The organism is Stenotrophomonas sp. STEN031, from assembly GCF_056759975.1.
Genome location: NZ_JBRREA010000033.1, coordinates 1 through 14,446, shown reverse-complemented (window position 1 = coordinate 14,446; position 14,446 = coordinate 1). Strand labels below are relative to the sequence as shown.

The following is a 14,446-nucleotide window of genomic DNA, read 5'->3' as shown; positions in this document are numbered from 1 at the left end:
ATTAAAATGAATTAACTGCATTCATTTGATTCCTTTTGGGAATGGACATCAGACAACTCTCCATGCTGGTGGAAGTGGTGCGGCAAAATGGCTTCTCGGCCGCGGCCGAGACCCTGTTTGCCACCCAGCCAACGATCAGCAAGGCGATCCGCCAGTTGGAGGACGAAATCGGCGAGGTGTTGCTGGAGCGCTCCCGCCAGGGCGTCCGGCTGACGCCAGCCGGACAGATCGTCTACCGGCGCGCCCTGGCCCTGCTCGGCGAACGCCAGGACATGCTGCGCGAGCTTGAAGAACTGCGCGGACTGCGCCGCGGCGAGTTGCACCTGGGCCTGGCCTCATTGGGCAGCGACATCCTGTTTGCGCCGGTGTTCGCCCGCTTCCGCCAACTGCATCCGCAGATCGAACTGCACGTGCTCGAACGCGGCAGCGAAGCATTGGAAGAGAGCCTGCGAGCCGGCGAAATCGAACTGGCGGCCAGCCTGCTCCCGGTCGCCGATGACCTGCAGTGGCAGCCCGTACGCACCGAGCCACTGGTTGCCCTGCTGCCTCGCGATCACAGCTTGGCAAACGCAGCCAGCCTGCAATTGCAGGACCTCGCCGAGGTCCCCTTCGTCCTGTTCGAAAAAGGCTTCCTGCTGAACCGGCATATCATCCGTGCCTGCCAGGCACGTGGTTTCAGCCCCCGCGAAGTCACCCGCAGCGGCCAACCGGATTTCATCGTAGCGCTGGTCGCGGCGGGTCTCGGCGTCGCCCTGTTGCCCCGCATGATCGCCGCCGCCCGCCCGCGCGCGAATGTGGTGATGGTGCCTCTGGATGAGCCTGAGCTGGACTGGAAGATGGTGCTGGCCTGGCGCCGCGGTGGCTATCTGTCCGCAGCGGCGCAGGCATGGTTGCGCCTGGTGCAAGCCGAGCACGGTGATGGACGCTGATATTCAGGCCATCGACACCCGTCGCAACCGCTGCGCTACCTGCGAGGCATTGACAGCTTGGTCGTACAGGAATCCCTGGCCAATTCGATAACCGGCCTCGATCAATATCTGCCGCTGGCTGGCGCTCTCCACGCCCTCCGCCACCAGGTCCAGACGCAGACTGGGCCCCAACTTGCCGACCGCCTCGACGATGGCGCGTATCGAAGGCTCGTCCACCATGCGCGCAACAAAACTACGATCGATCTTGAGCACATCGATCGGGTAGTCGCGCAGATGTGCCAGCGAAGAATGGCCGGTACCAAAATCATCAAGCGCAATGCGCATGCCCGCCTCTTTCAACAGCCCCAACGCACGCGCAACGAAGGCAGAACCACGGTCGGTGAGAACCTGTTCGGTGACTTCCAGCTCTATCTGCGTCGGGTCGACGTCAAAGCGTTGCAGTTTCTCCAGCAGGGTCTCAGCGAAATCATCGCGTAGAAATTCCACCGGCGCGGTATTTATCGCTATCGGTGGAACCTGCAGACCCTGTGCCTGCCACGCGCAGATATCGGTCAGTACCTGTAGATGCATCAACTCCGCCAGTCGCGAGGCCAGCTCGTAATCGCGAAAGGCCTCGTCGAGCAGGCAGGCTTTTCCCATTGCGTTGTCTTCGGCACTGGGCCAGCGCAGCAGAGCCTCGTACCCCACCACGTGGCCATCCTGCAGGTTCACTTTCGGCTGGTAGTGCGGCACCACCCCACCATCACGAACCAGTTGGCGCGCCTTCAACCGCTGATTCGCGGCAAGTTCGGCGATGGCCATCAATCGCCGGCTGTACAGGCGTACCCCGCCGCGCCCATTGACCTTGAGGTCATTCAAGGCTGTATCGGCGGCCTTGAGCAACTCCGCCGGTTCCTGCGCATCACGTGGATACAGCGCGCAGCCGATGCTCATTCCGGTACTGATCACCTGCCCTGCGTAGGTGACTGAACTTTCCGCCAACAAGCTGATGCAGCCTGCGGTCTGCAGCAGTTCGGCTTCGCCGGCAACATCCTCAAGCACCACGGCAAATTCATCCCCCCCCAGTCGTGCCACCGTAGCCGTCCCGCTTACCTGCGCCGCCACCCGCTTGGCCAGCACACGTAGCAGATGGTCACCCGCGGGGTGCCCAAGCGTGTCATTGACGTGCTTGAAATGATCAAGGTCGATGATCATCAGGCCCAGCGTTCCGCTGCGCCCACGCTGACGCTGCAGACTGTTTCGCAGCCTGCGGTTGAACGAGCGCCGGTTTGGCAGGCCGGTGAGCTCATCAATCTCACAGGCAATACGCAGACGTTGTTCCGCCTGCTGTTGTCGGCTGACATCACGCGACACGCACAGGACGCCATTCACGCCTCCATTCGCATCGAACATTGGCGTGAGAATATTGTCCCAGAACTGTGGCTGCGCACCTTCGGCGCCGGTCTGTCCGGCAAAACGTGCAGGTCGTCCGCTGCCCGCCATCGAAAGCGCACGTCGCCCCTTTTTTTGAAACGCAGCGGGCAGCAAGTCGGTCCATTGCATGCCGAAAGTGCGCTCATCCAGCAGCAAACCGGCCACCAGGCAGCCGGAACGATTCATGTGACGCACCGAGCCATCGACGTTTATCACCGCGATGCAATCCAGGCTTGCATCGAGCATGCGATCCTGCAGGTCCAGGCTCTCCTCCAGCGCGTGGCGTAGACTTCGCCTGGCACTGACATCGGTCATGGTCACTGCCTGCAATGGCACCTCCGCGCCGGGGCTGCCCAGGCGCACCTCGAACCAATGCTCGGCACCAAACTCATCCTGCAAACGACACTCGAACGCTGGTGCGTGCCCATGCTGCAGGAACTCTCGCCACGCACCGATCGCCTGACCACGCTCTCCCACGTGGACACGTGCCAGCCATTCGCGTGAACTGCCCAAAGCGGCATCATCGCCAAAGAACTGGCGCCATCGCAGATTGGCCTGCACGGGCACGCCATCGTGGATCATCGCAGCCATCTGCGGCAGCGCGTCCAGCACTGCCTGCAACTGCACATATAGATCCGCCAATCGACCCCTCCCTGGAGACGGTTGAGCACCCTCGTCCCAAAGCATTGCACTTCCCCCTGATGCACTGCCGGCTTGGCCCCAGGCAGCGCGCTCATCATGCAGCACCACGAACGCTTCCAGAGTGAAGAAGGTGTCGTGATCGCCATGCGGGAAAACGATTTCAGCTGCGTGACAGGCTGTAGGTAAACCCCCATCCGCACCGAGTCCGCGTCTGCGGACGACACCGGCGTTCGGCGTTCACGTTTCGACATTCACTCATACGTCCCGTGCCTGCCGTCTGGCAGTCAAACATATTGCGTAGCCGGGGGCATCTGACCACTACATGGCCTTTTGCAGTATCGCTGGCGTGATGCCTGTGTTCGTCTCCGTGTTACCCGTCATCGCCGTTTACTCAGGCTGTCGACAAATTTTCATCACATCGATTTCACACTTTCATACGTGCGGAACGGTGTCCACGCTGCTCATGTCAGCAGCAAATCCAGAAAAGATTGCGGTGCAATCATTCGCGACTCCCTCCCCTTCCCAGCAAAGTATGAATAGGTTGGTGTGCCTACAAGGCCTGCCCACCAATGCGGTCGTACGGTATCCAATGAAGATTGGATCCGCCGGAAAGGCGCGCGTGCAACCAACCGGGCAACGCGGGGGGCTACCGCAGCCATAGGCCTGCGTGCCAGCAATGTGCGCGAAGAGTGGCAAACAAGCCGATGCAGATCAGCCACGACCAACACTAATTCCCAACAGCGCCACACACTTTTCGCCGCGGATGCACTGGGAAATACCTACAGCCAAAACCAACTGGCCGTCCTAATCTTCCCAACCTGATTCGAAGCTCCAAGGCCACACGGAAAACAAACAGGCAACGTACCCGGAAGCGCAACCGGCGACCCACTACCCGCTCGTCGGCAATCGCGGTTCACGTGCAACCCGCTGGCACCCTGGCATCGCCGATGCACTCGGCTGGCGGCCAACAGCGCAACGCGAGGGTGTCGGAAATCCAACAGTGCAGGTATCACCTTCCACATGCAGCTCATGCACGACCTGCACCACGGAGGGTGAAGCGCCTGTCGCACAGTGACGCTCATGGGCTCCCAGTTCTCCGCGACGCATTGCGCAGCTTCAGAAACAGCGGCTTCACCAACGCGCTCGCTTGCCACACCTGGAGCGGGTCTCCCCAACCGTCATGCCGCAAACAGCATGACTCAACCACCGCCTGCGACATTGAAGTGCGGCTCCTGGCAGAACCGCATAGCTATTAGCCGCTACCTCGACCGGAGCAGTGTCCTGACGCTCTGCGGGCATCGCAGCGGTTCGTCCACACGCCAACGCTTGGCTACGAGAAGTGTCGGCATACATCCCCCAAATGAATAGGAAACCCAGATGATCTCCACCCTTCCCTCCCTCTTCAAAGCCACCGCACTGTCCCTGGCACTTTCCGGCCTGCTGGCTCCGGCTGCACAGGCCGCATCGGGCACGGTCACCTTCAAGGGCGAGATCGTCCAGTCCACCTGTGACGTCAGCACCGCAAGCGCAAACCAGACGGTCACGATCGGCACCTTCCCGACCACCTTGTTCAAGGAAGCCGGCGACGTCTCCGCGCCCAAGAGCTTTGATATCAACATGGAGAACTGCAAAGCAGGCACCTACACGCTTCGCTTTGACGGCACCACGCCAACCGGCCATCCGGAGCTGCTGTCGGTGAGCAAGGCCGGAGGCGTCGGCATCGAGATCCTCGACAACCAGGACAAGGTGTTCCCGATCAACCAGGAACTGGCTGATCCGGCACTGGTGACCGTTGCCGCCGATGGCAAGGCCACCGTCAACCTGAAGGCACGCTACAAGTCCTACGAAAAGGAAGTCCGTGCCGGCGTCGCTGACGCCAACTCGACCTTCTCGATCGAGTACCGCTGATCCATGCAGCAGGGCTGATGACGCACCCAGCGTTGTCGGCCCTGCACTCGGCTAACGCCGTGATCACCTGCACCCACCCGCTATCGAAACCCCAATGACTTCACTGCCCGCCCGCGGCCTTCCGCCAGCGCGATGGTCCTTCTTGTTGACCCTGCTTTTCATCCTTTCCTTTCCCGGGGCCGTCCATGCGGCAGTGCAGGTGCAGGCCACCCGCGTCATCTATGACGCAAAGTCAGCCTCCGCTGCCGTCACGCTGGCCAACAAGAGTGCATTGCCCTATCTGGTCCAGACATGGCTGGATCAGGGCGAGGACAACCTGCCCATGCGAGACCTGCCGATGGTGATCACGCCGCCGCTGATGCAACTGGCCGCTGGCGAACAAGCCGTCGTCCGTATGATCTACGCAGGAACCGGATTATCCGAGGACCGGGAATCCCTGCTATGGATCAATGTCCAGGAGATTCCGCCGAGCGCGGACACGGAGAACGTCCTGCAGGTGGCCATTCGCACCCGCATCAAACTGTTCTACCGTCCTGCCAACCTGGATGCCACGCTAGACCAGGCCAGCCGCGACCTGCAGTGGCGCATCGATGGCCAGCAACTGCACGTTCGCAACGACAGCCCACTGCACATCACCTTCGCCCACCTGCAAGGCCTGAGCACTGCCGGTATTGGCAGTGAACTCGATCTGGACATGATCGCCCCGGGCCAGGCGCTGTCGGTGCCCCTGTCAAAGCTCAAGCTATCCAGCGCGCAGATGCTCCGCTTTGGCTATATCAACGACTACGGCGGCATCACCGACGTCACCGATGTCGCCATCCAGCGCTGAAGCGCTCTCCGATCCACTTCGCGATTCCATCATGCTCGGCCCAATCCCCGATACGAAGCGGCGCGCCCGTCGCATCCCGCGCCTGGCACCATTGGCTGTCGCCTTCAATGCGCTGGGAATTGGCGGTGCAATCGCTGCGCCCCACTTCAATCTGGATTTCCTGCGTGGCGACGCCGATCAACACGATGTCGCCGCGCTGTCCAGTCCGGGCGCAATCCTCCCCGGCACCTACCCGTTCGCGATCTACCTCAATGGCAACGAAGTGGCACGTGAAGATGTCACTTTCACGATGACCGCGACCGGTCAGGCCGAGCCCTGCCTCAGCCATGCCCAGCTCACCCGCTGGGGGGTGGATCTTGCACACGCCGATGCAGCGGCGGATGCCTGCCAACCACTGGCAACCCGCATCGTGGATGCAGGGCTCAGCTACAACGGCAATCAGCAGCGCCTTGATCTGCGCATACCGCAGGTGAATCTGATCAATCTGCCCCGCGGCCACATCCCTCGTGCATTGCGCGACCAGGGCATCAATGCCTTGCTGGTCGACTATGCGCTGAGCGGCGCGCACAACAAACAACGGCAGCAAGGTCGTGACAACTACTTCTTTGCTTCGGTAAACAGCACGCTCAACGCCGGCATGTGGCGGTTCCGCCATACCGCCAGCGCCAACCGCAGCAATGGCAACAAGACCACCCGCTGGAGGAGCCAAGGCTTTCTTGCCGAAACCGATCTGGGTTCCTCGCACACCCGGTTGGTGCTGGGCGATACCTACACCGCGTATGGCGTATTCGACAGCATCCGCTTTCGGGGTGCGCAGATTTCCAACGACGACGAGATGCTCCCATACAGTCAGCGCAGCTATGCGCCAGTTGTACGCGGCGTAGCCGCCAGCGCCGCGCGCGTCGAGGTTCGTCAGGACGGGCGTCTCATCCACGCGTTGAACGTCGCCCCCGGGGCCTTCCAGATTGACGACATCGTCCCCAATCGGCTCAGCGGCGAACTGGATGTCTCGATCATCGAGGCCGACGGCTCGCGACAACGCTACAAGCAGTCGTTTTCAGCCGTGGAGACAATGCTGCGCCCCGGCCTGTTCCACTATGAACTCAGCGCAGGCGAACTCCGCAATGGCTACGAGCACTACCGGCCGCGCTTTGTGCAGGCGAGCGCTGCCAGAGGCCTAGCCTCGGACATCACCCCGTATGCAGGCCTGCTGTTATCGGAACAATACGCCGCTGTAGCACTCGGCGCGGCACAAAGCCTTGGTCGGCTTGGATCGGCATCCATCGACATAAGCCATGCCCGCAGCCGCCTGGCGCAAGGCGGGGCCAGCAGCGGCCAGAGCGTCCGGTTCCTGTATTCGAAATCCTTGAATACACACGGCACTGAGTTTCGCCTGGTGGGTCATCGCTATTCCACCTCCGGCTACTACGACTTCAGCGATGCCTCGGCGGAGCATGCGCAGTGGCAGCATGGCCACTATGAAACCAGTTATGAAGACCCGCTAGCCAGCTCGGAATTCCCCACCCCATGGCAGCAACCACAGCAACACCAGGTGCGTAGCCAGCGCTTCCACAACAAGCGCAACCGGCTTGAGATCGCGTTGAACCAACGCATCTCCGACACCTACTCACTCAGCGCCAGCTACAACAACCAGAACTACTGGGGAACCAACACGCGTGAGCGCGAACTGCAGTTGGGACTGAACGGGCAAATTGGCACGGTCAATTTCGGCACCTTCTTCCGTCACAGCCAAGGCCGCTATCGCCACGCCGACCGGTCCTTCGGCCTCACCTTGTCGCTTCCGCTGGATAGGCTGGGTCCGCGCCGCACCAGTGGTGCTGCCTCCTACAGCCACTCCCGTTACGGCGGCGCCAGCTATCAATCCGGCATCAATGGTGCCTTGCTGGACCGTGATCGCCTGAGTTACGGCGTCAACGTTGGCAGAACCGACGCCGGCAACGTGGCTTCGGCCAACCTGCGCTACGCCGGCAGCAAGGGTGTCGCCACCATCGGTGGCACACAGGCATCGGCCTATTCACAGATCAGTTGGGGGCTACGCGGTGGCTGGGTGCTGCACCGCGACGGCCTGACGTTTGCGCAATCACTGCACCGGACCAACGTGCTGGTACACGCACGCGACGGCGCAGGGCTTGGCTTGGAGAACCAATCCGGGGTCCGCCTCGACCGCCACGGCTACGGCCTGGTCAGCGGCATCAGCGCCTATCGCCTGAATCATGTCGCCCTGCGCACCGATGATCTCGGTGCCGATATCGATGCCAGCAGGATCTCCAGGAACATCGTCCCGACCCGTGGTGCGCTGGCACGCGTTGACTTTGAAACGCGGCGCGGCCTCAGCGTGATGATCCACCCCATCCTGATTGAGGACATCCGCGTTCCCTTGGGGGCGACGGTATTCGGCAACGATGGACTTGGCCGTGGCATCGCCGGCCCCAACGGCGAGATCTTCGTCAGTGGCGTGCACCCAGGCGAACGCCTCTCCGTCCGCTGGGGCGTCAAACCCGACCAGCGCTGCGAGATGCAGCTAGGCCCTGCGCAAACCCTGGGAGCTGACAGAACGCTGCCCGGCTACCGCCACATTGAACTGCACTGCCTTCCTCCAGGCCAATCAATCAAAGACTGACGATGAAGAAATTCCTGCTCCGCGCACTGACGGCACTATTGCTCCTGCCTGCGCTGCCCAACCTCGCTTGGGCACTGTCCTGCAAGGACGCCATGACCGAATCGGTCAACCAGGTCATCCCCTTGCTTGATGAGATCACCATTTCAAAGGGCGACGCCGTCCGCGGTCGACTGCTGTGGCGATCGGAGGATTACACCGTAGGTTTCCGTTGCGTGGACGCACAGGGTGCGCCGCAAGGTGAGGATGCATTCTTCTACTGGGACCCGGACAGGACGGTTGCGCGAATCCACCCTTCGATCGAAGTTGGTGTGACCATCAAGAATGTCGACCACAAGATCAATGGCGGCGACCCCAGGCTGCGCGCCGGCAAGGGTACCGCGCCGCCGGCCAACCGCCAGAACTGCAAGATGTACTGGAACCATTCCAGGGCAAAGTTGTGTGCGACCTCGATGGTGTTGAACGTCACCTTCTCCGTCTATATCAAGGCGACCGGCAGCCCTCCTCCGCTGAGTGGCCACATCAATAACCATGGCGTCTATGACCTGTTCCAGGTCGACGGTGAGGGCGGTTTGAACACGTCGCCAAATTCGAATTTCCGCGCCGGCATATCCGGGCTCGGGAAAATCCACTTCATCGCCTGCAATCCCACCATCTCCGTGGTTGGAAACACCGGCAACACCGTGAACTTCGGCCGCATCCCGGCTGCTGCCATAAACAACGGCGCCATCCAGGCGCAGGTTCCGTTCCGCGTGCAGGTCGACATGACACAGCCTGGTGCCGGCAACGAATGCAGCAAGCAGATGCTGGTTGCATCGATCAGCACGCTCAATGCCGTCAAGGACGGCAGCCTCATCCTGCCAAAATTGAACGGCGGTTTCGGTATCGCCATCTCCCGTGCGGATACGCCCGGGCGCTATATCCAGTTCAAGCAGTCGATACCATTGGGCCCCGTCAACAACACCTTGGTCAATTACGACTTCCTCGCCTCGTTGATGTGGATAGGCGACAGCGCCAAGCTCGGCCCCTTCTCGGCAACGGCAACCGTCAACGTTATTTTCCGCTGAAAAACCCCGGCACAAACAACAAGGGCGTCGATCTGCATCGACGCCCTTGCCTATCACTCAAGCGGCGTTTGCCGCTTGCATCATTCCCACTCGATCATCAACAAGCCACGCAAGTCCGCGTGGTTAAAGGGTTTGGCTTTGATCGACATAGGCCCATACCGCCGCTTTTACCGTCAGGGAAACACGCCCTTTCCTGGCGCGGGTTTGCGCGGCATCGGCTCATCATCAATCAGCTTTAATCATACCGAACAAGGGGCCGAACTTCATCCTCTCGCCTCGCGCTGTGATTCCGCATACGAGAGCTTCTTTCGACCCATCATGCGATGCGATGCCGAACCCAAGTGGCTGCCTCTTCAACGGAAGACATGACCCGGCACGGGAAATCGCGTTCGATGCTCAAGTGCCGCTGCGTCAGAAGCGTGTGCATAGGCCCGTCCGTCAAAAGGACATCGCAGTAGCCTAACGCAGCGCCGGCATGATGAAAGTCGAATATGTCGTTGGCATTCAGCTTCTGCGTGCGATTCCAGCGTAGCGCCGCATGCAACAGAGCACCAACTTGCAGCGTGCGCAGAGCACGCCGACCGACTGGCTTCCGGACTGCTGCCCGTAGCAAGCCGAGACACTGCCTCGTGATTCCTTCCCGCTCATCTGCTGAAGGTTGGATGCCGAGGCCGAGCGACTTCACGGCCATGTCGTGCAGCACCTCGGCGGCGATCGGAGCTGCGAGTTCCAAGACACCATTAATCTCGTCGCGATAGACCTGCGCGAAGCTCTTCATCGACGGAGCGTGCGCCGCGTTGTCACGATTCAGCCGATCGGCAATGTCGACGAATGGCGAGGCGGGCGGCCAAGCGTCCCCGATGGTCTCAACCATCGTCGATAAAGAAACCTCCCAGAGGTGGTCGAAGAACGCCTTCTGAATGACGAGTCGCTCATCCTCTGGGAAGGCTGTGGCCACTGGATGCTGGACACCCAGGATGTACGGGACCTTGGTCCAGACCAAGTGTTCCAATGGATGAACGCTGTGCCCAACATTCGCATGGAGGAAATGCGCCACTTCCGTTGCCACGCGCGTCGGTTCGGGACTAAGCGTGATGCCGCAGCTCAGCTCGTCAATCAGTTCGGCCGTTGCACCCCGGGTTACTGGGTCCGACTGCTTCATTAGGGCGTGTTAACACTAATGGCGACGGCGACGATTGCGCCAGAAAATCTCCGACATGGAGATCACGCCCGAACAATTCGCTACCATTGAACACTGCCTGCCCAGGCAGCGTGGCAACGTCAGCCTGAGCAATCTGCAGGTGGTCAATGCGATCCTCTATGTGGCCGAACATGGTTGCAAGTGGCGCGGACTGCCCAAACGCTTCGGCAACTGGCACACGATTTACACGCGCATGAATCGCTGGACCAAAGCTGGCGTCCTGGATCGCATGTTCGAGGAGTTGCAGCGTGCGCAAGTCGTGCGTATCAGGATCGAAGCCGTCTCGCTGGACTCCACAAGCATCAAGGTCCATCCCGACGGCACAGGGGCACTAAAAAAAAGGTCCGCAGTCCATCGGAAAGTCCCGAGGCGGATGGAACACCAAGATTCATATGGTTGCCGCGGATGCTCGAACGGCCGTGACGTTTTGCCTCTCGCCTGGGCAGGCGCACGACGCACCCGAAGGCCGGCGCCTGCTCAGCAGTCTTGGGCCGACCAGCAGACCGGTGCATTTGTTGATGGACCGTGCCTACGAAGGCAACGAGACACGGCAGCTGGCACTGGATCTGGGTTTCATTCCGGTGGTGCCACCAATGAAGACGCGGATCGAACCGTGGGACTACGACCGCGAGATGTACAAGCGCCGCAATGAGGTGGAGCGGTTGTTCCGTCGACTCAAAGGCTATCGCCGTATCTTCTCGCGGTTCGAGAAACTCGACCTCATGTTCCTGGGCTTCATCAGCTTCGTGCTCGTCGCTGATGGACTGAGGATGTGTTAACAGGCCCTAGTAAACGGCAGCGGATTTATCGAGCTTTGTTGGTTTTGCCCACCAGAGGTGGGTATAGGAAGTTCAACCGCCCTTTTTGGCGAGTCTGGCGGGTAGGAAGCGGCCGCGCAAGCGCCGCTTTGGGCACAGATCGGGCACAGATCGGGGGTTCATGCGTGGGTTTTCGACATCGCGGGGCCACGCAGCGGCTCAGTGCGTAGCCATTTCTCACCGAATCCCGGCACAGGGCCGAGCGCAGCCCTGCGGGGTCGTGGCCGCATCGGATCGGACTCTGGCTTGGCTGCCGGCTGTGTGGCCGGCGCCTCATCACGCGGCCGGCGGCGGCGCGCGCGCTGCGGGCCGGTAGTGCGCTTGCTCCAGCGCGCCGTGTTTCTCGAAGTGGGCGAGGATGGCGCGAATGGCCTTGGGGTCTTCGATGCTGGCGACGATCCGCACCGCGCCGCCGCAGTGGGCGCAGGTGGTGACGTCGATGGAAAAGACCCGCTTGAGCCGTTGCGCCCAGCTCATCGCACGGCGCTTCTGCTCGGGGCTGCGCGGCTCGTCGTGGGCGCTTGCGTCAACCGGCACCGCATCGCCCGCAGGCCGCCTGCCGCGCCCCGAGGGCGTCAGCTGCGCACGCAGGTTTGCATTCGGGGCGAATACGCCGTGGAAGCGGGTGAGATGCGCGCGAGGTGGCGGGACCAGTGCCGCCAGCTTGGCGATGAAGTCCACCGCATCCCATTCGACATGCGTGGTGCCATTGCGCCACGGCGTCTTGAGCTGATACCGCACCCTACCCTGCGGTGAGATCGACAGCCGCTGCTCGCTGATCGCCGGGCGCGTGATGTAGCGGCACAGCTTTTCGAGCTTGTGGCTTTCGTGTGCTTCCGCGGCCACGCCGGCATGCAGCGAGAAGCCGCCGACCTTGCCGGCGTCGCCCTCCAGCGAGCCTGCGTCACCGGGCAATGTTTGCAGCGTGACGACCTTGCGGCCAGCGTCGCGACCGGTGGCGATGCGGTAGGTCATCGAACTCATCCGCAGCCCATCCATGCCGTCGTCGCTACCCGCGCTGTCGGACAGGAACACGGATTCGTCTTCGCCTTCGAGCCAGCCGCGGCGCGACAGGTGCCGGCACACGCGATGCGCGATGGTGTGCCGCGACCGGCACGGCAGGAAGGGCGTGCGTACGCTAGAATACGCGCTGGCGGAGTCGGCCAGACAGTCGCGTCATCCCTTCGGGGTGCCGAGGAAAGTCCGGGCTCCATAGGGCAAGGTGCCAGGTAACGCCTGGGCGGCGCAAGCCGACGGAAAGTGCAACAGAAAGATACCGCCTACGTCTTCTTCGGAAGGCCGGTAAGGGTGAAATGGTGCGGTAAGAGCGCACCGCGAGTCTGGCAACAGACCGGCACGGCAAACCCCACCTGGAGCAAGACCAAATAGGGATCCTTTGGCGCGGCCCGCGTTGGATCCGGGTAGGTTGCTTGAGCGTTGCGGTGACGTAACGCCTAGAGGAATGACTGTCCACGACAGAACCCGGCTTATCGGCCGGCTCCGCCTCTTTCTTACGGTAGGCCGAGCATGGCTCGGCTCTACAGTAGAGCCGAGCCATGCTCGGCTGCTCTTCGCCCAGATGCTTGGGATGTTGTTCAACCCGGCGTGCGGTACTGCCCGGCGGAAATGAACTGCTCGAACCGTTCGCACCACACCACTACGGTGGTGTAATCGTCCACGTTGACGCTTTCAGGCACGTCCACCAGGAAACGGTTGAAGGTCTTCACCTCGCCGATGCGCTGGGCCTGTGCCTTGATCTTCAGGAAATCGGCCTTGTTGTCGACGAAGTCACGGACCAGGTACACCTTGTAATCCGGACCCGGACCCATCTTGCCGTCGAACGCGACCTGGCGCGGGCTGACGCTGACGTTGCCTTCCGCCCAATGCACCGCATCACTGCCCTTGAGGTCGCGGCGAAAGGTGGTGCGGTAGGGGGCGTCTTTCATGGCCGCCTGCACCTGCGCAACCGGCGGGTCATCGGGGGCGATCAGGATCGGCAGGAGATAGACGCCCAGGCCGAAGCCCAGGCCGAGGGTGAGCAGGTGGGTGGCGAGCAGGATGAGGATGCGGCGCATGGGGCCTCCTTGTGGTTGCGATCGATCGCGCGGCGAAGTGCCGGGCCTGACCACCCTGGGAGGTCAGGGCCGGGGTATAGGAAGTTCAACCGCCCTTTTTGGCGAGTCTGGCAGGTAGGAAGCGGCCGCGCAAGCGCCGCTTTGGGCACAGATCGGGCACAGATCGGGGGTTCATGCGTGGGTTTTCGACATCGCGGGGCCGCGCAGCGGCTCAGTGCGTAGCCATTTCTCACCGAATCCCGGCACAGGGCCGAGCGCAGCCCTGCGGGGTCGTGGCCGCATCGGATCGGACTCTGGCTTGGCTGCCGGCTGTGTGGCCGGCGCCTCATCACGCGGCCGGCGGCGGCGCGCGCGCTGCGGGCCGGTAGTGCGCTTGCTCCAGCGCGCCGTGTTTCTCGAAGTGGGCGAGGATGGCGCGAATGGCCTTGGGGTCTTCGATGCTGGCGACGATCCGCACCGCGCCGCCGCAGTGGGCGCAGGTGGTGACGTCGATGGAAAAGACCCGCTTGAGCCGTTGCGCCCAGCTCATCGCACGGCGCTTCTGCTCGGGGCTGCGCGGCTCGTCGTGGGCGCTGACGTCCACTGGCACCGCATCGCCCGCAGGCCGCTTGCCGCGCCCCGAGGGCGTCAGCTGCGCGCGCAGGTTTGCATTCGGGGCAAACACACCGTGGAAACGGGTCAGGTGGGCGCGAGGTGGCGGGACCAGTGCGGCCAGTTTCGCGATGAAGTCGACCGCATCCCATTCGACATGGGTGGTGCCATTGCGCCATGGCGTCTTGAGCTGGTAACGCACCCTGCCCTGTGGCGAGATCGATAGCCGCTGCTCGCTGATCGCCGGGCGCGTGATGTAGCGGCACAGCTTTTCGAGCTTGTGGCTTTCGTGTGCTTCCGCGGCCACGCCGGCATGCAGCGAGAAGCCGCCGACC

At 62.0% G+C, this 14,446-nt stretch carries 10 protein-coding genes, 1 other RNA gene and 1 pseudogene; 7 read left to right on the top strand and 5 right to left on the bottom strand.

The features are described from left to right. The first annotated feature begins 41 nt into the window (after positions 1-41). Positions 42-929, top strand: coding sequence for a LysR family transcriptional regulator (locus tag ACVOLQ_RS14830; protein WP_481528460.1), 888 nt, complete (start codon positions 42-44; stop codon positions 927-929). 3 nt (positions 930-932) lie between these two features. On the opposite strand, the gene ACVOLQ_RS14825 is transcribed toward ACVOLQ_RS14830, so the two are convergent. Beyond that, positions 933-2,984, bottom strand: coding sequence for a putative bifunctional diguanylate cyclase/phosphodiesterase (locus tag ACVOLQ_RS14825; protein WP_481528459.1), 2,052 nt, complete (start codon positions 2,982-2,984; stop codon positions 933-935). 1,377 nt (positions 2,985-4,361) lie between these two features. Between ACVOLQ_RS14825 and ACVOLQ_RS14820 the strand changes: the two genes are divergently transcribed. The 4 genes from ACVOLQ_RS14820 to ACVOLQ_RS14805 all read left to right on the top strand — a co-directional run bounded on the left by ACVOLQ_RS14820 (position 4,362) and on the right by ACVOLQ_RS14805 (position 9,426). Then, positions 4,362-4,892: a fimbrial protein gene (locus ACVOLQ_RS14820; RefSeq protein ID WP_481528458.1), complete on the top strand. Its 531-nt coding sequence runs from the start codon at positions 4,362-4,364 to the stop codon at positions 4,890-4,892. Positions 4,893-5,037: 145 nt separating this feature from the next. Continuing rightward, complete coding sequence (locus ACVOLQ_RS14815) at positions 5,038-5,721, top strand: fimbrial biogenesis chaperone (RefSeq protein ID WP_481528457.1); 684 nt, start codon at positions 5,038-5,040, stop codon at positions 5,719-5,721. Between the two features lie 31 nt (positions 5,722-5,752). Beyond that, the gene (locus ACVOLQ_RS14810) at positions 5,753-8,362 is read left to right on the top strand and encodes a fimbria/pilus outer membrane usher protein (protein ID WP_481528456.1); all 2,610 of its coding nucleotides are present in this window, start codon (positions 5,753-5,755) and stop codon (positions 8,360-8,362) included. A gap of 2 nt (positions 8,363-8,364) precedes the next feature. Beyond that, complete coding sequence (locus tag ACVOLQ_RS14805) at positions 8,365-9,426, top strand: fimbrial protein (RefSeq protein ID WP_481528455.1); 1,062 nt, start codon at positions 8,365-8,367, stop codon at positions 9,424-9,426. Between the two features lie 316 nt (positions 9,427-9,742). On the opposite strand, the gene ACVOLQ_RS14800 is transcribed toward ACVOLQ_RS14805, so the two are convergent. Beyond that, complete coding sequence (locus ACVOLQ_RS14800; protein WP_052914393.1) at positions 9,743-10,588, bottom strand: hypothetical protein; 846 nt, start codon at positions 10,586-10,588, stop codon at positions 9,743-9,745. 55 nt (positions 10,589-10,643) lie between these two features. On the opposite strand from ACVOLQ_RS14800, the gene ACVOLQ_RS14795 reads away from it, so the two are divergent. Then, a protein-coding gene (locus tag ACVOLQ_RS14795; RefSeq protein ID WP_150359743.1) for an IS5 family transposase occupies positions 10,644-11,406 on the top strand; the annotation gives its coding sequence in 2 pieces (ribosomal slippage) (positions 10,644-10,969 and positions 10,968-11,406; 765 coding nt in all). 315 nt (positions 11,407-11,721) lie between these two features. Here the strand turns inward: ACVOLQ_RS14795 and ACVOLQ_RS14790 are convergent. Beyond that, positions 11,722-12,546: pseudogene (locus tag ACVOLQ_RS14790) on the bottom strand (IS91-like element ISCR16 family transposase); the annotation flags it as partial. A 54-nt stretch (positions 12,547-12,600) separates the two neighbouring features. On the opposite strand from ACVOLQ_RS14790, the gene rnpB reads away from it, so the two are divergent. Further along, positions 12,601-12,951, top strand: an RNA gene (gene rnpB / locus ACVOLQ_RS14785) — RNase P RNA component class A. An 89-nt stretch (positions 12,952-13,040) separates the two neighbouring features. Here rnpB and ACVOLQ_RS14780 read toward each other — a convergent pair. Together ACVOLQ_RS14780 and ACVOLQ_RS14775 are read right to left on the bottom strand one after the other, a co-directional pair. Continuing rightward, a complete protein-coding gene (locus tag ACVOLQ_RS14780) occupies positions 13,041-13,520 on the bottom strand; it encodes a DM13 domain-containing protein (RefSeq protein ID WP_047290306.1) in 480 nt (159 codons plus the stop codon). 328 nt (positions 13,521-13,848) lie between these two features. Then, on the bottom strand, positions 13,849-14,446 hold a 598-nt coding region (locus tag ACVOLQ_RS14775; protein WP_481528454.1), incomplete at its 5' end, for a transposase.